At 61.9% G+C, this 17,268-nt stretch carries 17 protein-coding genes; 3 read left to right on the forward strand and 14 right to left on the reverse strand.

What is annotated here, in order from left to right; genetic code table 11:
- Positions 1 to 215 precede the first annotated feature (215 nt).
- Positions 216 to 692, forward strand: a complete 477-nt coding sequence (locus EJ073_RS30090) for an Lrp/AsnC family transcriptional regulator (protein WP_126058824.1) — start codon at positions 216 to 218, stop codon at positions 690 to 692.
- Here EJ073_RS30090 and EJ073_RS30095 read toward each other — a convergent pair.
- From EJ073_RS30095 to EJ073_RS30160, 14 genes are all read right to left on the reverse strand, one after another.
- The gene (locus EJ073_RS30095) at positions 588 to 2,051 is read right to left on the reverse strand and encodes an FAD-binding oxidoreductase (protein ID WP_348627225.1); all 1,464 of its coding nucleotides are present in this window, start codon (positions 2,049 to 2,051) and stop codon (positions 588 to 590) included. The genes EJ073_RS30090 and EJ073_RS30095 overlap by 105 nt on opposite strands.
- 29 nt (positions 2,052 to 2,080) lie before the next feature.
- A complete protein-coding gene (locus tag EJ073_RS30100; protein WP_126058825.1) occupies positions 2,081 to 2,434 on the reverse strand; it encodes a cupin domain-containing protein in 354 nt (117 codons plus the stop codon).
- An 11-nt stretch (positions 2,435 to 2,445) separates the two neighbouring features.
- Positions 2,446 to 3,138, reverse strand: a complete 693-nt coding sequence (locus EJ073_RS30105) for an ABC transporter permease subunit (protein WP_126058826.1) — start codon at positions 3,136 to 3,138, stop codon at positions 2,446 to 2,448.
- A 1-nt stretch (position 3,139) separates the two neighbouring features.
- Positions 3,140 to 3,853 carry an ABC transporter permease subunit gene (locus tag EJ073_RS30110; RefSeq protein WP_126058827.1) on the reverse strand — a complete coding sequence of 238 codons (714 nt, stop codon included), beginning with the start codon at positions 3,851 to 3,853 and terminating at the stop codon, positions 3,140 to 3,142.
- Positions 3,854 to 3,911: 58 nt separating this feature from the next.
- A complete protein-coding gene (locus EJ073_RS30115) occupies positions 3,912 to 4,727 on the reverse strand; it encodes a transporter substrate-binding domain-containing protein (RefSeq protein ID WP_126058828.1) in 816 nt (271 codons plus the stop codon).
- Between the two features lie 40 nt (positions 4,728 to 4,767).
- Positions 4,768 to 5,544, reverse strand: a complete 777-nt coding sequence (locus tag EJ073_RS30120; protein ID WP_126058829.1) for an amino acid ABC transporter ATP-binding protein — start codon at positions 5,542 to 5,544, stop codon at positions 4,768 to 4,770.
- Between the two features lie 462 nt (positions 5,545 to 6,006).
- Entirely contained in the window at positions 6,007 to 6,486 is a 480-nt protein-coding gene (locus EJ073_RS30125) for an Lrp/AsnC family transcriptional regulator (protein WP_126058830.1), read from the reverse strand.
- Between the two features lie 78 nt (positions 6,487 to 6,564).
- Positions 6,565 to 8,220 carry an ABC transporter ATP-binding protein gene (locus EJ073_RS30130; RefSeq protein ID WP_126058831.1) on the reverse strand — a complete coding sequence of 552 codons (1,656 nt, stop codon included), beginning with the start codon at positions 8,218 to 8,220 and terminating at the stop codon, positions 6,565 to 6,567.
- Positions 8,217 to 9,068 (reverse strand): ABC transporter permease, encoded by an 852-nt coding sequence (locus EJ073_RS30135; protein WP_126058832.1) that lies wholly within the window; start codon positions 9,066 to 9,068, stop codon positions 8,217 to 8,219. The genes EJ073_RS30130 and EJ073_RS30135 overlap by 4 nt, the downstream gene beginning before the upstream one ends.
- On the reverse strand, positions 9,065 to 10,015 hold the full coding sequence (locus EJ073_RS30140) for an ABC transporter permease (protein ID WP_126058833.1): 951 nt from the start codon (positions 10,013 to 10,015) through the stop codon (positions 9,065 to 9,067). The genes EJ073_RS30135 and EJ073_RS30140 overlap by 4 nt, the downstream gene beginning before the upstream one ends.
- 88 nt (positions 10,016 to 10,103) lie before the next feature.
- Positions 10,104 to 11,714, reverse strand: coding sequence for an ABC transporter substrate-binding protein (locus EJ073_RS30145; RefSeq protein WP_126058834.1), 1,611 nt, complete (start codon positions 11,712 to 11,714; stop codon positions 10,104 to 10,106).
- 64 nt (positions 11,715 to 11,778) lie between these two features.
- Positions 11,779 to 12,501 (reverse strand): HAD-IA family hydrolase, encoded by a 723-nt coding sequence (locus EJ073_RS30150; protein WP_126058835.1) that lies wholly within the window; start codon positions 12,499 to 12,501, stop codon positions 11,779 to 11,781.
- A 240-nt stretch (positions 12,502 to 12,741) separates the two neighbouring features.
- Positions 12,742 to 14,115, reverse strand: coding sequence for an aspartate aminotransferase family protein (locus tag EJ073_RS30155; protein ID WP_126058836.1), 1,374 nt, complete (start codon positions 14,113 to 14,115; stop codon positions 12,742 to 12,744).
- Between the two features lie 10 nt (positions 14,116 to 14,125).
- Positions 14,126 to 14,965, reverse strand: a complete 840-nt coding sequence (locus EJ073_RS30160; RefSeq protein WP_126058837.1) for a GNAT family N-acetyltransferase — start codon at positions 14,963 to 14,965, stop codon at positions 14,126 to 14,128.
- Positions 14,966 to 15,278: 313 nt separating this feature from the next.
- Between EJ073_RS30160 and EJ073_RS30170 the strand changes: the two genes are divergently transcribed.
- Together EJ073_RS30170 and EJ073_RS30175 are read left to right on the forward strand one after the other, a co-directional pair.
- On the forward strand, positions 15,279 to 15,947 hold the full coding sequence (locus EJ073_RS30170; RefSeq protein WP_126058838.1) for a haloacid dehalogenase type II: 669 nt from the start codon (positions 15,279 to 15,281) through the stop codon (positions 15,945 to 15,947).
- Between the two features lie 17 nt (positions 15,948 to 15,964).
- Complete coding sequence (locus EJ073_RS30175) at positions 15,965 to 17,239, forward strand: FAD-binding oxidoreductase (RefSeq protein WP_126058839.1); 1,275 nt, start codon at positions 15,965 to 15,967, stop codon at positions 17,237 to 17,239.
- Positions 17,240 to 17,268 lie beyond the last annotated feature (29 nt).

Consider the following 17,268-nt stretch of genomic DNA (forward strand, 5'->3'; position numbering starts at 1 on the left):
TACCTTGAAGCGCCAATCTAACGCGTTGCGCAGGCAGCCGCTGCCGCAGTTGAAGCCGAAGCAGAATTTTATTTCGGCAGCTCGGTCGAAATCGGAACTCGCTGCGTTTCAAAGCGGTGTCCGCTCGGATGGACAGGCCCGCGGGCTGTGGTAGTGTCAAGGTTGTTGGTACGGCAGCATTTTGTGCTGTGGGCATGCGATCTTTGGAGACGGCCATGAAACTGGATCGGATCGACATCAAGATTCTCTACGAATTGCAGAAGAACGGCCGCATCACCAATGTGGAACTGGCCGACCTCGTGCATCTGTCGCCGAGCCCTTGCCTGATGCGGGTCAAGAAACTGCAGTCGGAAGGCTACATCGAGGGCTATTCCGCGCAGGTCAACATCGGCAAGCTCGGCCAGACGCTGACCGTGTTCACCGAGATCACCTTGAAGAACCACCGCCAGGTCGACTTCGCCCGTTTCCTCGCTGTTGTCGAGAAGATCGACCAGGTGATCGAATGCCACCTCGTCTCGGGCGGCTACGATTACCTGATGAAATTCGTCACCGCCGGCATCGGCGAATACCAGACGATCATGGAGCGGCTAACCGACATGGATATCGGCATCGACAAGTACTTCTCGTTCGTGGTGCTGAAGTCGCCTATCGTCAAGGCGCACATGCCGCTGCCCAGCCTGTTCCCGATGTGAGGCCTTACGCGCGATCATCGAAATAGGAAGGTCAGCCTTTGGGACTCTCCTTCTTGCCGCGCATGGCGCGTTTGTCCCTTCGTTCGTAGAACGAATAAACCAATGGGATGAACCAAGGCTTGTCAAGGTATAGCGGCACTGCCTTCGGTGGCGGATCGAAGTCGAAAGCCGACTGAGCCCTCTCTGTCTGGCCAAGGAGCTTGAAGGCGGCCTTCTTGCCGAGCCAGCGCGCCCAAACCACACCGAACCGCAGAACCCGGTGGCGTAGACCGTATCGCCAACCGTAAACATTCGCGGAACCATGTCGCGGTTCATCGCGACTTGGCCGAACCAGCTATGCGTTATGCCCATCTTTGCCAGTTCGGGAAAAATGCGCCCAAGCTCCGAGCGCAGATGTGTGGTGGGCGCCAGCGGATCCCCTTCCGTCGTGCCGTCGCGTCCGCCGAATAGAATGCGCGTGCCATCCGGCGACGGCCGGTAGTAATAGCTGAGCTGTCTCGTGTCGCCGTGCATCATCTTCTTCGGCATCAGCCGGTCCATCACGCTTTCGCCCAACGGCTCGGTCGCTATGATGCGGCTCCGCACCGGCACGAGGCGACGGCGCAGCCAAGGATCGAAGCCGTCCGTGTAGGCGTCGGTGCATACCAGCAGCTTTTTCGCCGACACCTCGCCGCGTGACGTTGCGACGCGCACACCACCAGCCTCTTGGCTGGTCCCCAGAACCGTTGTGTTCTCGTGAATGACGGCATCGGTTGTTCGGGCGACCCGCAATATGCCCGACAGCAGCTTGGCAGGATGAAGGCCTCCGATGTCCATCCGTACGAAGCCGCCGGCGTAGAAGTCCGTGCCGATATACCGCGATACTTCCTTGCGGGGGACCGCCGACGTCTCAATCCCGAGGAAACGGTTTAAAAACTCGGCGTGGCGGCTGAATTCATCATATTCGCGATCGTTTACCGCGCCATCGAAGAGACCCGAGAGGAAGAAGTCGCACTCCACCCTTTCGGTTTCGAGGAAGGCTGCCAGGTCCTGTCGCGCCGCCTTTCCTTCCGCCAGGATGCCATCGGCCCGAGATTGACCGAACCTGCGGATCAATTGCTTGCGGCTCGGCCTTATGCTGCCGCTCGCCATGCCGCCGTTTCGGCCTGACGCGGCCTGCCCGATGGCTTGCCGGTCGAAAAGCTGGACGCTGCATCCGGCTCTCGCCAGTTCGATGGCCGCCGACAGCCCCGCATAGCCGCCGCCGACGATGGCGACATCGCATCGGGGGACCAGCGGCACCACAGGCAAGGCAGAAAATGCGCAATCGTCCCACCAGTACGGCGTGGCCTTGAACGGACGCGAGGCGGTCGTATCCATGGTGTGCATCTGTGATCCGATCAACGCGCTCAATCGCGCGAGACCCAGAGCTTGCGGGTGGCTTCGATCACCCGCCAGACGCCCGTGAATCCAGGGTGCATCACAAAGGCGTCGCCTGCCGAAATGCGGCGCGGCTCGAACCCGTCCTCGATGAGTTCCGAAACTCCCGAAAGGATGTAGCAGACTTCGAAGGTTCCGCCTTTTATGGAGCGATAGGCGCCCGGCGTGACCTCCCATACACCGGCCCGCACTTGGCCGTCAGCGGTTTGCGCGATATCCCATGTCAGGAAACGGGGATCACCATCCACGCGCCGTTCCGGCAGCGGTTCGCCTTTCCTGGGTTCGGGGAGATTGTTCTGATCGAAAAAGGTAAGCTTGGACATGGGGCACCCTTTCAGCGCGCGGCATGCCGCTCGAAAGACAGGCGCCTTTCGATGGCATGCAGAGCAGTCAGACAGACGACGTTGATTGCAAGGTAGAAGACGGCGGTGATGACGAAGATTTCCATGATGGCGAACGTCTCGCTCATCAGCCGTTTGGCATGGCCGGTGATTTCAAGCACCGTTATGGTGGAGGCAAGGCTTGATTCCTTGACGATAACAGCGACTTCGGTGCTGTAGGAAGGCAAGGCCTGACGCAGCGCCAGGGGAAACTTGATACGGTGGAAGACCACCAACCCGGACATACCGCAGGCCTCCGCCGCCTCGATCAGTCCGCGCGGCAGCGAGAGCAGGGCAGTACGGAAGATCTCCGCCGTATAGGCACCGGTATTGAGAATGACGGCAAGGATGGCAGCGTGCAGGCTGTCGCCGATCAGCCACCACAAAACCGCGTTGTGGCGTATGAAACCTATCTGCGCGAGACCGTAGTAGATCACAAAGACCTGCACGAGCATCGGTGTGCCCCTGAAGACCGCGCAGTAGAAATCGGCGCATTTGCGAACCGTGCCGATCTGGGAAATGCGGGCTGTCGCCAGTAGTATGCCGAACGGCAACCCGATGCCGACCCCGAAAAATGCAATCAGCAGAGTCGTCTTAACGCCGACGAGCAGAAACGGAGCCGCATAGGTGACGATGCTGAAGTCCATCCTAGCCTCTACTGAATCCGCGATTGAAATGTTTTTCGACGCGGTTGAACAGAACCTGGCTCGCCACGGTCATGGCGAAAAACATCGCTGCCGCCATGCAATAGAAGAGCAGCGGGGAGCGGGTGATTCCCGCGGCGACCGCTGCGGCCCGCATCAGTTCCTGCATGCCGACGACGGATACGAGCGACGTATCCTTGATCGTCATTTGCCAAACGTTGTTGATCCCGCCCAGAGCCAGCCTGAGAGCGAGCGGCAGGGTCACGCGGGAGAAGGTGATGCGTGGCGACAACGAAAGCGATCGGGCCGCCTCCAGAAGGCCGGCGGGAACAGCCTGCAAGGCGCCTCGTATGACTTCTATCGAGTACGCGCATGAGATGGCGGAGATCGCTATAATGCCGATAAGGAATGGATAGGCGTTTTCGGCGCTATCCGCGTAGCCGAACGCCGAGGCAATTCTCTGCACCCAGTCGACGGAGCCGAAGAACAGGAGATAAATGACCAATAGTCCCGGAACGCCGCGGATGACGATGCTGTAGGCATCAACAAGCTGTGAAAGACCAGGGACCTGACGCCAACGAAGGATGGCAAGCGGTATCGCCGCCGCCAATCCTACAACCACGCCGACAAAGCCGATCAGAAGTGTGATACCGGCACCGCGCAGCAGCGCAAGGAGCCAGCCCTTCTCGACCATCAACATCCAGATATCGTGCAACATGAAACATTCCATCAGATCGTCGCGGCATTGCCGCGACGATCTGTTGCCTGTCGGATGATTACTTGTTGCACGCGATGGTGTAGTCGTCCTTGAACCAGTTTTCCGAGGCGGCCTTCACCTTGCCGCTATTGATCATGTTGCAGAGAGCGCCGTCCAGCTTGGCCTTGAGTCCGGTATTGCCCTTGCGCAGGCCAACACCCATGCCATAGCCCAGCGCTTCGTGATCGTCCGCTCCGGTAACCTTGACGTCGATGCGGGCAAAGCTAGCGCCGTCCGGTGAGCCGAGGAAATCGACCCAGGTCGGGGAATCGCCGAATGCAGCGTCAAGCCGGCCTGCCGCGAGATCGGAATTCTGCTGGGTCGTGGCGTCGTAGGTCTTCAGATCCGCAGTCGGAATATGTTTCTTTATAAACTGCGCGTATGTGGTGCCATTCACAACGCCTATGGTCTTGCCAGCCAACGCGTTCTCGATTTCCGCAAGACTCTTCAGCCCAACGGACGGAGAATCCTTCGGAACCACAAAATACTGCGGTGTGGTTGCGTAGGGGACGGAGTAGTCGATCTTCTTCTTTCTCTCGTCGGTGATGCCGAGACCCGAGATGATGACATCAAAGCGATCGCTGTCCATCGACGGAACCAAGGAACTGAAGGTCTGCACCACGAATTTGCATTTGACCTTGAGTTCGGCGCAAATGCCGTTGGCGATATCGGCGTCGAAGCCGGTAACGTTGCCGTTGGCATCGGCCATGCTGAACTGCGGCGCGTCGCCTTCTGTGCCCACGCGCAAGACACCATTCTGTGCCGATGCTGCCCCTATTGCCGCCATCATGAGTCCGGATGTGCAGATTGAGCGAAGTGCGTTCTTTATGAGCATGCTGAGTTACCCCTCTTTGCCTTCTGTTTGATGGCCGTCATCAGGCGGCGGTTGAAATAACGCTGGATAGGAACCGCTTCACCGCTTCGGATGCGGGATTTCGAAACAGTTCTTCCGGCCCGGCATCCTGCTCAACGGCACCCTTGTGCAGGAATATCATTCGGTTCGACACCTCCCGTGCGAACCTCATTTCGTGCGTGACGAGAAGAATAGTCGCCCCCTCATCGGCAAGCGTTCTGATGACCTTCAAGACTTCGCTGACCAGCTCGGGATCGAGCGCGGAGGTTGGTTCATCAAAAAGCATAAGCTTGGGCTGCATCGCCAAAACGCGCGCGATTGCCACGCGCTGTTGCTGCCCGCCCGAAAGCTGGCTCGGATATCGGTGGCCAAAGTCGGCCATGCCCACCTTGGATAGAGCGCAAAGCGCTGTTTCATCCGCCTCCCGCTTGCCCTTCTTCAGCACGTAGATCAGCGCCTCGGTTACGTTCTCAAGCACAGTTCGATGGGGCCACAGGTTGAAGCTCTGAAACACCATTCCGATGCGGCGACGGAAAACTCTGATATTGGTCGCGTTGACGATTTTCGTTTCGTGGCGTTCGTTCTGCGATGCGGAAATCGCATCGCCCATCACCTCAACCTCACCCGAACTCGGGGTCTCCAGAAAATTGATGCATCGTAGCGCGGTGCTCTTTCCCGAACCGGACGAGCCAACGAGCGAAATGACCTCGCCTTGCCGCATCAGGAAGCTCAGCCCGTTGAGAACGCGGGCCGCGCCGAACGCCTTGCGAAGTTCGTGAACTTTCAGAACGGGAGCCATGCCGAAGCACCTCCTGTCCGTGCCGTGGTGAAGGGATGTAGAGCCGATCGACGGTCCATTTCGGCGACATCTTCGCTGGTCGTCATTCTCGGCTCCCTAGGGGGCATCGCAGAAACAGACGAATTTCGGTTCGACGAAATCCGGCGACGGATGATGTCGCGACCCCTCCCGTTCAAGGCCGACTGCTTCCAGCTGCATTCCACCCTCAAGGATTACAAAGCATGACCTCAGCTTATGTCCGTCGGGGTACGCAATTCCGTCTTATTCAATTGAATTTCCGCAGAATTCCTGCCAATTCTAGGTTTGTAAGAGGAAACGCTCCGAACGCGTCGGACTCTGACCGCGACTGGGTAAACTAGTTCTTCGGATCGGCGCTCACCTCGCGCCCATTTTCGCGGCACGTTCTTGCAGAGATTCAGATCACGGGCTGCCTGCAGGCCGTTGACAGGCCTAAACGCATTATCAATCAAGAAAATGCTCGAAATCGATTGGCATGGAAAACCCAACCTTCACTCGATCCATGATAACCATTGTCTTGAACCCCTTGATGTCGTGATTTTCGTAGAAAAATCTCCGAGTAAAAGCTTCATAATCTTCCATGCTTCGGGATGTGACAATGAGAACGAAATCTGCTTCTCCCGTAACGTAGTAGCCGTTCATCACTTCCCGAGTCTGGCGGATCGATTGTTTGAAGCGGTCGACGATGTCAGCCCGTTCGCGCTCGAGCGAAACCAGCACGAGCATCGCAATGGGCCGGCCGACAGTCTTGGGTTTCACGATCGAAACGTCAGCTTCGATTGCTCCCCCTTCCCGAAGCCGTTTGAGACGACGCTGGACCGCCGTTGCCGACAGGCCGACCATTTGACCAAGCTCTTCCGTGCCGTGGCGATTGTTGGTCTGCAGAATACTAAGCAAGCGAGAGTCCAGTCGATCAAGCTTCATTCTGCCTGCCTGCGCGTTGATCTGGTGACACAATCGTGGCTGAAAAACTTGCCGTCACCCCTCAGTCTTCCGATGTAGTCAGCGGTGGCCGTACTGGCTGACGAGCTGGGGGTCGCGGACAAGGCCGTCGAGCCACGTCGGGTCGAGCTTCGGCACCGAAGAGAACAGTAGCTTGGAATAGGGGTGGGCGGGCGCCTTCACCTTGTCTGGCGTGATCTGCTCCACACGCTGCCCATTGTACATGACCATGATCTCGTCGCAGATGGCCTCGACGACCGAGAGGTCGTGGCTGATGAAGATGTAGGAGAGCCCCAGCTCGCGCTGCAGCTCCTTGAGCAGTTCGATCACGGCGGACGCCACCACCGTGTCGAGCGCCGAGGTGATTTCGTCGCAGATGATGAGCTTGGGGTCGGCCGCCAACGCGCGCGCGAAATTCACGCGCTGCTTCTGGCCGCCCGAGAGCTCCGATGGATGCCGGTAGCGCAGCGCCCTCGGCAGGCGCACCATGTCGAGCAGTTCGTCGACGCGCTTCGAGCGCGCCTGCCTGTCGAGCCGGTGATAGAAGGCGAGCGGGCGGGAGATGATGTCCTCCACAGGCTTGGCCGGATTGAGCGCGGTATCGGCGTACTGGAACACGATCTGCATCTCGCGCAGCTGGTCCTGGCTGCGTTTCCTGGCGGCGCGTTGCAGGTCCTTGCCATCGAAGACGATGTCGCCGGCAGCGGCCGGATGGATGCCGGCGATGACGCGCGCCAGCGTCGATTTTCCGCAGCCGGATTCGCCGATAACGCCGAGATTGCGCCCCTTTTCGACGACCAGGCTGACGGAATCGACCGCGCGGATAAGTGGCAGTCCGTCAGCCCGCATCGCGCCATAGCCGGCCGTCACATTGTCTATACGCAGCAGCTGCTTCGTCCCGGCATCTGCGTCGGCTTGCCCTTGCCGCGGCTTCGGTTCGAAGGCGGCTAGCAGTTCGCGCGTATAGGGGTGCCGGGCAGCTGAAAGGATTGCCGCTGTGGTGCCTGTCTCCTGCACCTCGCCGCCCTTCAGCACCACGATGCGGTCGGCGATCTGGGCGACGACCGCGAGATCGTGGGAAACATAGACACCTGCGATCCCGCCCGCCCGCATGACCGACTTGAATGCCTTCAGCACGTCGATCTGCGTCGTCACGTCGAGTGCCGTCGTCGGCTCGTCGAAGATCACCAGCTTGGGATCGCTGATGAGCGCCATGGCCGCCGACAGCCGCTGCAATTGACCGCCCGAAACCTGGTGCGGATAACGGGCGCCGATCCCTTCGGGGTCCGGCAGCGACAAGGCCCTGAACAGCTCGACGGCGCGTCGGCGGGCCTGTTCGGGCGGCATCAGCTTGTGGATGCGCGTGACCTCGATGACCTGCTCCATGATGGTGGAGGAGGGGTTGAAGGAGGCGGCGGCACTTTGCGGGACATAGGCAATGTCGGTGCCGCGCAGCCTGGCGCGTTCCTTTTCGGAAAGGGCGGCCATGTTCTTGCCGTTGACGTTGATCTCGCCGCCGGTGATCCGGCAGCCGGGCCGCGCATAGCCCATCAGCGAGAGCGCCACCGTAGTCTTGCCGGAGCCGCTTTCGCCGATCAGGGCGACGATCTCGCCGTCGGCGATGTCGAGGCTGACGCCCTTGATGATCTCGACAAGCCGTCCGGTGTCGGTCGTCGCCTCGATCCTCAGGTTCCTGACCTCGACGAGATTGCTCATGCGTCCCGGTCCCTGATCTTCTGCGGCAGGTTGTCGATCAGCAGGTTGACGCTGATGGTGAGGCTGGCGATCGCCAGCGAAGGCACGATGACGGCGGGGGCCGCGAAGGGCAGGCCGCCGATGTTTTCGCGCACCAGCGCGCCCCAGTCGGCGAGCGGCGGCTGCAGGCCGAGCCCAAGGAAGGACAGGCCGGAGAGCAGCAGAACGATGAAGACGAAGCGCAAGCCGAAGTCGGCGAGCACCGGGCGGATGATGTTGGGCAGGATCTCGGAGCCGACGAGATAGAGGGTGCTCTCGCCGCGGACACGGGCGACAGTCATGAAGTCCATGGTGTTGATGTTGACGGCGAGCGCGCGCGCGAAGCGATAGGAGCCGGGGATATAGATGACGGCGAGCGTCAGGATCAGCACCGGGATCGACGAGCCGACGGCAGCGACGACGACAAGACCGAACAGCTTGCTGGGGATGGAGTTCATGGCGTCCAGGAAGCGGCTGAGGCAGGTGTCGAGCCAGCCGCCGGTGACCGCCGCTATCATGCCCAGCACGACACCGGAAAAGCAGGCGATGGAGACGGCGGCGAGCGATATGCCGACGGTGTAGCGCGCGCCCATCAGAACTCGCGAGAGCATGTCGCGTCCCAGATAGTCCGAGCCGAGCCACAGCCCCTGACGCATCGGCCCGAAATAGTCGTCGTCGACGATGTCGCCGATGGGATGGGGAATGATGTAAGGCGCGAAGATCGCGACCAGTGTCCACGCCAGGATGACCAGCGAGGCCACGACGCCGACGAGGTTGTAGCTGTGGCCCAGGAAGGACCGCCGGGAGGCTGCCGCGCGCGCCATCGTCATCTCAGCCTCGGGTTGGACATTATGGCGACGATGTCGGCGGTCGTGATGAGAAGAAGGTAGCCGAGGCAGAAGATCATCGCGCAGCTCTGGATCAGCGGCAGATCGCGGGTCGCGACCGCATCGACCATCAGCTTGGCGATGCCGGGATAGTTGAAGATCGTCTCCACGATGATGACGCCGCCGACCAGATAGGACAAAGACAGCGCGATCGCGTTGACGATCGGCCCGAGCGCATTGGGCAGCGCGTGTCTCAGCACCATGCGGCTGCGCGAGGCGCCTTTGAGGAGAGCCATCTCGACATAAGGCGTGGACAGCGTTTCGATTACCGCGGCGCGCGTCATGCGGATCATCTGGGCGGAGATGACGAAGGTGAGCGTGATCACCGGCATTGCATAGATGCGCACGAGATCGGTCAGCGAATGCGCCTCGTTGACCGACGACAGCGCCGGCAGCCATCTGAGATAAACGGCGAAGAGCAAGACCGCCAGCGTCGCGACCATGAACTCCGGCACGGAGATGACGCCGATCGAAAGCACGGTGACGGTGCGGTCGTAGACGGAGCCGCGCAACATCGCGGCGGTGATGCCGAGCGTCAGCGCCAGCGGCACCGAGAGCAGCGCGGTGATGCCGGCGAGCTTCATGGTGTTGACCAGGCGCCCGCCGATCAGAGCCGCAACCGGCATCTCGTTGGCATAGGAGGTGCCGAGGTCGCCGTGGAGCAGGCCGACAAGCCAGCGCAGGAAGCGCAGGATCGCCGGGTCGTTGAGATGCATGGCCTCGCGCAGGCCGGCGACCGCCTCGGGAGTCGCCGCCTGGCCGAGCAGGATCGACGCGGTGTCGCCAGGCAGCATGCTGGTGGCGAAGAACACGGCGAACAGCACGATCAATAGCGTGATGGCCGCGATCCCTAGCCGCTTCAGCACGAGGTTGAGAACCCCAGACGTCATTGAAAGCGCTCCCTGCGGTGCGTTCGGCCAACCATCTTGCGCAATGCAGTGCCGGGGGACCGGCTGACCGGCCCCCGGCAGTCGCCTCTCAGGCTTCGAGCCAGAGATATTCCGCCATTGCGTAGCCCATCATGCCACCGAGCGGGTTCGCCTCCAAACCCTTCACCTTGCTGGAGAGGGCATCGACGTTGGAGATATAGGCCGGGATGATGGTGCCGGCCTCCTCGGAGACCATGACCTGCATCTGGTTGTAGATTTCCTTGCGCTTGGCCTGGTCGAGCGAGCCGCGCGCCTCGACGAGCAGCTTGTCGAACTTCTCGGACTTGTACTGGCTCTCGTTCCAGGGAGCGCTGGAAGCGTAGAGGAGCGAGAACAGGATATCCGGCGTCGGGCGCGGATTGATGTTGCCGAAATGGACCGGCGCCTTGAGCCAGTAATTGTCCCAGTAGCCGTCGGACGGGACGCGCTGGACGTCGAGCTTCATGCCGATATCCGCTCCGGCGGCCTGGATGATCACCGCCATGTCGATCGACGAGGTCGCGGCGTCGGACGCGATCACCGGGATGGACTGGCCGAGCAGGCCTGACTTCTGGAAGTGGAACTTCGCCTTGTCCGGGTCGAATGCCTTCGGCTTGAGGTCGGCGTTGTGGAAGATGTTCGCCGGCGAGACAGGTTGATCATTGCCGACCTCACCAAGGCCGCGCAATGCCGATTTGACGATCTGCTCGCGGTTGACGAGGTACTTCATGCCGGCCACGAAGTCGGCCTTGCTGCCCGGATCCATGTCGAGCCGGATGTTGAGGTCCGTGTAGTTGCCCGCGGTCGTCTTCGACAGTTCGAAGCCCTGCTGGCTCTCCAGGAGCTTCATTGAGCGCGGATTGATCGCTGCGGCAAAATTGATGTCGCCGGAAAGCAGGGCGTTGACGCGGGCGCTGTCGTCGGTGATGGCGATGAACTCGAACGAGTCCAGATAGGGCTTGCCCGATTTCCAGTAGTTCTTGTTCTTGGTGACGACCGAACGCACGCCGGGTTCGAACGTCTGCAGCACGAAAGCGCCGGTGCCATTGCCCTTGGAGAAGTCGGTGGTGCCGTCCGCCACGATCATGAAATGGTGCAGCGCCAGGATGGTCGGCAGGTCGGCATTCGGGTCGGCGAGCGTGATTTCGACGGTCGACTTGTCGACCGCCTTGAAGCCGGTCATCTGCGCGGCGATCTTGGCCACCTTGGAGCCGACCGCTTTGTCGAGATGGCGCTTCAGCGAGTAGACGACGTCGTCGGCCGTGAGGTCCTTGCCGTCGTGGAAGGTGACACCCTTGCGCAGCTTCACGGTCCAGGTCTTGGCGTCCTTGCTGTCGAAGCTCTCGGCCAGCTCCATCTGCGTGACGCCATCCTTGTCGAGGAAAGTCAGGCGGTTGTAGAGCGAGCAGCAGCGGACATAGTCGGTGGAGAGCGACGCCTTTGCCGGATCGAGCGTGTCGGCGGTCGAGGACGACCAGCCGGCCGCCTTGAAGCTTCCGCCGGAAACCGGCTCGGCGGCGACGGCCTGGCTGGCGCGGCCGAGCACCAGGCTGCCCGCGGCGACCGCGGCGCCACCGGCCAACAGCATCTTGAGGAGTTCGCGGCGGCTCGCGCCCCGCCGGATGGCGTTCTCGACCATGGCGTCGTCTGCGCTGGTCCAGTTCGTGATCTTGTCGGTCATGTCATTCCCCTTTCTGTTTGTTTGGTCGGCATGCTCGTCTTGCTGCGGCTGTCCGGGCTTGGGTTCAGGCTCGTTCCTTCAGGCTTTCCCGAACGGCCGCCGCAAGGGAGGCCATCGAGGTGAAGTGGTAGTCCGGCACGGTGAAGCGCTCGGGCTCGATCGTGCCGCCATAGCCCCTCTGGGCATGCCGGCGTTCGATCCAGCAATTGGTCAGGCCAAGTGCCCGGGATATGCCGATGTCGTGATGCTGGCTTTGCGCGACGTGCAGGATGTCGTCCTTGCTGTCGCCCCTTGAGGCGACGAAATCGAAGACCTTCTGGAAGAACGCCGGATCCGGTTTCTCCGTTCCGGTATCGTCGGCGGTGAAGGTGGCGAAGAAGGGCGATCCGAGCTGCTTCTCGAAATGGTCGAGGGCCCAGCGTCGGGCATTGGTCATGGCAATCAGCTTGTGCGATTTCGCGAGGTCCGCCAGCGCCGCCGCGCTGTCGGGGAAACCTTTCCAGACGCAGGCGGAATCGCGCAGGCGGACGCCGAATTTCTCGTCTGCCGGCAGGCCGAGCTGCGGCGCGATGACCATGTACACACGCACCAGATCGTCGGGAAACAGGCCGGCATCGGGCATGTAGCGGGCCTGCCGGTAAAGGGCCAGCGCGGCTTCGCCATCGATGGAGACGCCAGTCTCGGCGGCAATCCCGGCCAGGCAAGTCGTGATGCCGCCTTCGAAGTCGATCAGCGTGCCGACGACATCGAAGGTCATGTACTTGAATTCGCTGAAAGCCCTGGCCAAGAAACTAGCTCTCCTCTGCGCGATAGCGGATTGCATGGTGCTGAACAGAACAAAATTCGGTGCTGTCCGGGGCGTTGGCCTTTTTCGAAAGCCCATAAATCCGCGCTTTCTGGCCTTGTCTTATAGGCAGTCTGGCACTTCCCCCGCGCTGGATTCGCCGAAAAGGCGTGAGGGGGCGGCACAAAATTGCGAAATCGTCTGCCCCGGCGATATTTCGAGATACGAAAAATTCGTCGCCCGTCATGCCAGGGCCTGACGGACGTCGGGATCGTCCAGCGTCTGGTCGAGCGTGAGGCGCGTGCGCTCGATGATAGCGTCGACGTCGCCGTCGGTGCAGCAGAGCGGCGGCGCATAGCCGAGGACACCGTTGGCAAAGGCGCGGATGATGAGACCGTTGTCCCACGCCCGGTCGAAGACGCGCCGCGCCGGTATGGCCGACGCCGGAAGCGGTGTTTTCTTCGTCTTGTCGACCACCAGCTCGATCGCGGCCAGCATGCCGCGACCGCGCACATCACCGACGAGCGGGTGGTCGCGCAGGCTTGCCAATCCTATCATCAGGCGGGCACCGGCCTTGATGCCGTTCTCCAGAAGGCCGTCTTCATAGAGCTTCAACACCTCGAGCGCGACGGCGGCGCTGACGGGATGGGCCGAATAGGTGTAGCCGTGGCCGACCGCAGCGGCGCCCGCGCCATCGGCGATGACGTCGTAGACATGATCGGCCATGAAGACGGCGCCCATCGGAACATAGCCTGAGGTCAGGCCCTTCGCGGTCGTTATGAAATCGGGAACGATGTCCTCGTCCGTGCAAGCGAACAGGGGTCCCGTGCGGCCGAAGCCGGTGATCACCTCGTCGGCGATGAACAGGATGCCGTACTGCCGGCAGAGCTCGCGTATCGCCTTGATCCAGCCCTTCGGTGGGACGATGACGCCGCCCGAGCCCTGGATCGGCTCGGCATAGAAGGCGGCAACCCGCTCCGGTCCGATCTCCTCGATCTTGGCCTTCAGCGCGGCGAGCGATGCCGCGGTGATCGCGTTGCCGTCCTCGCCTACCGGGTTGCGATAAGGGTAGGGCGAGGGGATCTTGTGCTGCCATTCAAAGGGAATGCCGAAACCGGCGTGAAAGGCGGGCAGCGCGGTCAGGCCAGCGCCGACCACCGATGAGCCGTGATAGCCGTGCTCGATGGAAATGAACTGGTCGCGTTTCGGCTCGCCCCTGGCATTCCAGTAGTAGCGGACGAAGCGGATGGTGCTGTCGACCGCGTCCGAGCCGCCGAGGGTGAAGAAGACGTGATTGAGATTCCCCGGAGCGCGCTCGGCGAGTTCCGAGGCGAGGCGAATGGCCGGCTCCGAGCCGAGGTCGAAATAGGCGGTGGCATAGGGCAGCTCGCGCATCTGCCGGGCCGCCGCCTCGACGATGCTGTCGTGGCCGTAGCCGGCATTGACGCACCACAAGCCGGCGAAGCCGTCAATCAACTGCCGGCCGGATGCTTCGGTCACGGTGGCGCCCTTGGCCGATTTCAGGACACGCACGCCGAGCGCCTCATGGCCGCGGTATGAGGAGACCGGATGGACGAGATGGGCGCGGTCGAGTTCAATCAGGGAATTGGCGAGCATTGTTGTCCTCCTAGCCGAGCGCCTGGTTGGCGAGGGCGTAAACTTTTGGCCTGGCCGGTTCCGACCTCGGCTTGGGCGGACGGTCCATGGCCACGCCGCCGCCGACATGGACGAGACCGATTTCCTCGAGCCAGCCATCGATGCCGGTCCGGCTGTCGGTATCCACGCGCAGGAAGGCGCCGGAGCGCGGCGCGGCGAAAAAGCTGATGAGGGCCCTGGCGTCACCGGCGCTTCCCGCGATGACCGGACCGATCACTTCGCCGCGTCCGAAAGGACGGATCGCCGCATAGGCCTCGATGGCGCCGTTATGGCGGATGATTGCGAAGTGGCCGCGCTCGGCCAGCGCATTGATCAGGGCTTCCCGGTCGGCGCCATAAGCGTCGCGATCGAGCGCTTTGATTTCCGGCAGATCGCCAATGCTTGCGGCTTCAACGCCGTCGGGCGCGTCAAGCTCCGTCACTTTCCCCTGATGCTGCAGGATCGCACCGGAGCGCACGAAGCCGAGCTTTTCATAGAGCGGCTCGCCATCCGCCGTCGCGACGAGCCGTAGCGGACGGTCGCCGGCAAGGGTGATCGCCTGATCCATGAGTCGGCGCCCGAGCCCCTGGCCCCGCACATTCCTGTCGACGATCACCATGTTGATCATGGCGCAATCATTGCCATAGGGCGTTACCAGGATGGTGCCGGTGACACGGCCCTGGTCGTCGAGCGCGACAGCGCCGCTCGAGAGCTGCAGCGCCATCTGCCAGTCCTGCGCGCGATGCGGCCAATTCTCCTGGCGAGAAAGCGCTACCGCACCCTCTATATGGTCCGGCCCGAAGGCCTGGAGTTCGATCTCGCCCTGCTGCATGAGGCATCCTTCCGTCTGCTGATCAAGTCTCGGCCATCGGCGCGCCGCAGATCGTCTGAAGGCTTTGGCCTGGACAGTATCTTTCGCCGTAGCGCGAGGCATGCGCCGCATCTTGTGCTGGCGCGCCCGCCGCGGCGGACGCGCTTCACGTCTCGCGCGACGACGTAATCGCCACACCAGATGTGCCAAACCGGATGGCGGATACGGAACTTTCTGCTTTCGGGACGCCGATTTCGGTCAGGTCGGCCGCCTTCTGCCGTCCTATGATGAATTCATCCGAACGCGGATGTGCTTCCACCGGAGATCGACGGACATGGCTTCCTTCAGGCCCAAATACATCACCTTCGACTGCTACGGCACGTTGACCAATTTCCAGATGGCGGAAGCCGCACGCGACCTCTACGGCAGCCGGCTCGACGAGCCGCGCATGCAGGAGTTCATCAAGAATTTCGCGGCGTACCGGCTGGACGAGATCCTGGGCGACTGGAAGCCTTATGCCGACGTGATCCACAATGCGCTCGAGCGCACCTGCAAGCGCAACGGCGTTGCCTTCAGCCCGGACGACGCCAGGATGGTCTATAAGCGCGTGCCGACCTGGGGGCCGCATGCCGACGTTCCGGCCGGCCTGGCGAAAGTCGCCAAGGAAATTCCGCTGGTCATCCTGTCCAACGCCATGAACGCGCAGATCATGTCCAATGTCGAGAAGCTCGGCGCGCCATTCCATGCCGTCTACACGGCCGAGCAGGCACAGGCCTACAAGCCGCGCTTCAAGGCCTTCGAATATATGTTCGACAGGCTGGGCTGCGGTCCGCAAGACATCCTTCACTGCTCGTCGTCATTCCGCTACGACCTGATGTCGGCGCACGACCTCGGCATCAAGAACAAGGTCTGGGTAAACCGCGGCCACGAACCGGCCAACCCGCACTACGGCTATGTCGAGATATCAGACATTTCGGGTCTTCCAGGCGTGGTCGGTCTCTGAAACAGGGCGGATTGCCGATGAGGTTCGTCTCCTACTGGCACGACACGGCTCCCGACTTTTCCGGCGCGGCGCAAGGCCCGGTCGAGGGTCACTACGATGCCGCCATCATCGGCGGCGGCTTCACCGGTCTCGCCGCCGCCCGCCAACTGGCGAAGGCCGGCGCGAAGGTGGCGGTGCTGGAGGCGGAGCGGGTGGGCTGTGGCGCATCCGGGCGCAATGGCGGGCACCTGAACAATGGCCTCGCCCATAGCTTCCTCTCGGCCAAGGCGGAACTCGGCAAGGAACGCGCAATCGCGCTGTACCGAGCGCTCGACGACTCCGTCGATACCATCGAGGCGCTGGTCGCCGAGGAAAGCATCGACTGCAACTTCCGCCGCGCGGGCAAGCTGAAGCTCGCCTCCAAGCCGCAGCATTTCGAAGCGATCGCCCGCAACTTCGAGGCCGTCCATGCCGAGGTGGATCCGGACACGGCGCTGCTGTCGGCGGCGGATCTCAAGTCCGAGATCGGTTCGCCCTTCCATGGCGCGATGCTGTCGAAGAAGAGCGCCATGATGCATATGGGCCGCTATGTGGCAGGCTTGGCCACGGCCGCCACGTGCCACGGTGCCGTGATCCACGAGAACGCGGCAGTGACCGACCGCAAGCAGGCCGGTAGCAGGCATGAATTGACCACTTCGCGCGGCAAGATCAGCGCCGACAACGTGCTGGTGGCGACCGGCGCCTACACCACGCCGAATTTCAATTATTTCCGCCGCCGGATCATCTCCGTCGGCAGCTTCATCATCGCCACGCGGCCGTTAAGCGATGCCGAGATCGCCGCGACCATGCCCGGCAACCGGACATGCGTGACCTCGATGAACATTGGCAACTACTTCCGGCTTTCACCGGACCGACGCCTCATCTTCGGCGGCCGCGCGCGCTTCTCGGCGACATCGGACCAGCGCTCCGACGCCAGGAGCGGACAGATCTTGCAGGCTGGCCTTGCAGCAATCTTCCCGCAGCTCGCCAAGGTCGAGATCGACTACTGCTGGGGCGGGCTGGTCGACATGACCAAGGACCGTTTTCCGCGGGCTGGTTACCATGACGGCGTCTGGTACGCGATGGGCTATTCCGGCCACGGCGCGCAGCTTTCCACCCATCTCGGTATGATCCTGGCCGATGCCATGCTCGGCCGCGAGGACCGCAATCCGCTGAAAGGGCTCGAGTGGCCTTCGATTCCCGGCTATTCCGGCAAGCCCTGGTTCCTGCCGATGGTCGGTCTCTACTACAAGGCGCTTGACCGGATACAATGAGGGAGTAGGGGAGTAGGGGAGTAGGGGAG

It is taken from the genome of Mesorhizobium sp. M4B.F.Ca.ET.058.02.1.1 (assembly GCF_003952505.1).
Taxonomy (GTDB): domain Bacteria; phylum Pseudomonadota; class Alphaproteobacteria; order Rhizobiales; family Rhizobiaceae; genus Mesorhizobium.

Coding starts and splice junctions, on each gene's coding strand:
- EJ073_RS30090 (WP_126058824.1), top strand. CDS start 216: ATGAAACTGGATCGGATCGACATCAAGATTCTCTACGAATTGCAGAAG.
- EJ073_RS30095 (WP_348627225.1), bottom strand. CDS start 2,051: ATGGATACGACCGCCTCGCGTCCGTTCAAGGCCACGCCGTACTGGTGG.
- EJ073_RS30100 (WP_126058825.1), bottom strand. CDS start 2,434: ATGTCCAAGCTTACCTTTTTCGATCAGAACAATCTCCCCGAACCCAGG.
- EJ073_RS30105 (WP_126058826.1), bottom strand. CDS start 3,138: ATGGACTTCAGCATCGTCACCTATGCGGCTCCGTTTCTGCTCGTCGGC.
- EJ073_RS30110 (WP_126058827.1), bottom strand. CDS start 3,853: ATGTTGCACGATATCTGGATGTTGATGGTCGAGAAGGGCTGGCTCCTT.
- EJ073_RS30115 (WP_126058828.1), bottom strand. CDS start 4,727: ATGCTCATAAAGAACGCACTTCGCTCAATCTGCACATCCGGACTCATG.
- EJ073_RS30120 (WP_126058829.1), bottom strand. CDS start 5,544: ATGGCTCCCGTTCTGAAAGTTCACGAACTTCGCAAGGCGTTCGGCGCG.
- EJ073_RS30125 (WP_126058830.1), bottom strand. CDS start 6,486: ATGAAGCTTGATCGACTGGACTCTCGCTTGCTTAGTATTCTGCAGACC.
- EJ073_RS30130 (WP_126058831.1), bottom strand. CDS start 8,220: ATGAGCAATCTCGTCGAGGTCAGGAACCTGAGGATCGAGGCGACGACC.
- EJ073_RS30135 (WP_126058832.1), bottom strand. CDS start 9,068: ATGACGATGGCGCGCGCGGCAGCCTCCCGGCGGTCCTTCCTGGGCCAC.
- EJ073_RS30140 (WP_126058833.1), bottom strand. CDS start 10,015: ATGACGTCTGGGGTTCTCAACCTCGTGCTGAAGCGGCTAGGGATCGCG.
- EJ073_RS30145 (WP_126058834.1), bottom strand. CDS start 11,714: ATGACCGACAAGATCACGAACTGGACCAGCGCAGACGACGCCATGGTC.
- EJ073_RS30155 (WP_126058836.1), bottom strand. CDS start 14,115: ATGCTCGCCAATTCCCTGATTGAACTCGACCGCGCCCATCTCGTCCAT.
- EJ073_RS30160 (WP_126058837.1), bottom strand. CDS start 14,965: ATGCAGCAGGGCGAGATCGAACTCCAGGCCTTCGGGCCGGACCATATA.
- EJ073_RS30170 (WP_126058838.1), top strand. CDS start 15,279: ATGGCTTCCTTCAGGCCCAAATACATCACCTTCGACTGCTACGGCACG.
- EJ073_RS30175 (WP_126058839.1), top strand. CDS start 15,965: ATGAGGTTCGTCTCCTACTGGCACGACACGGCTCCCGACTTTTCCGGC.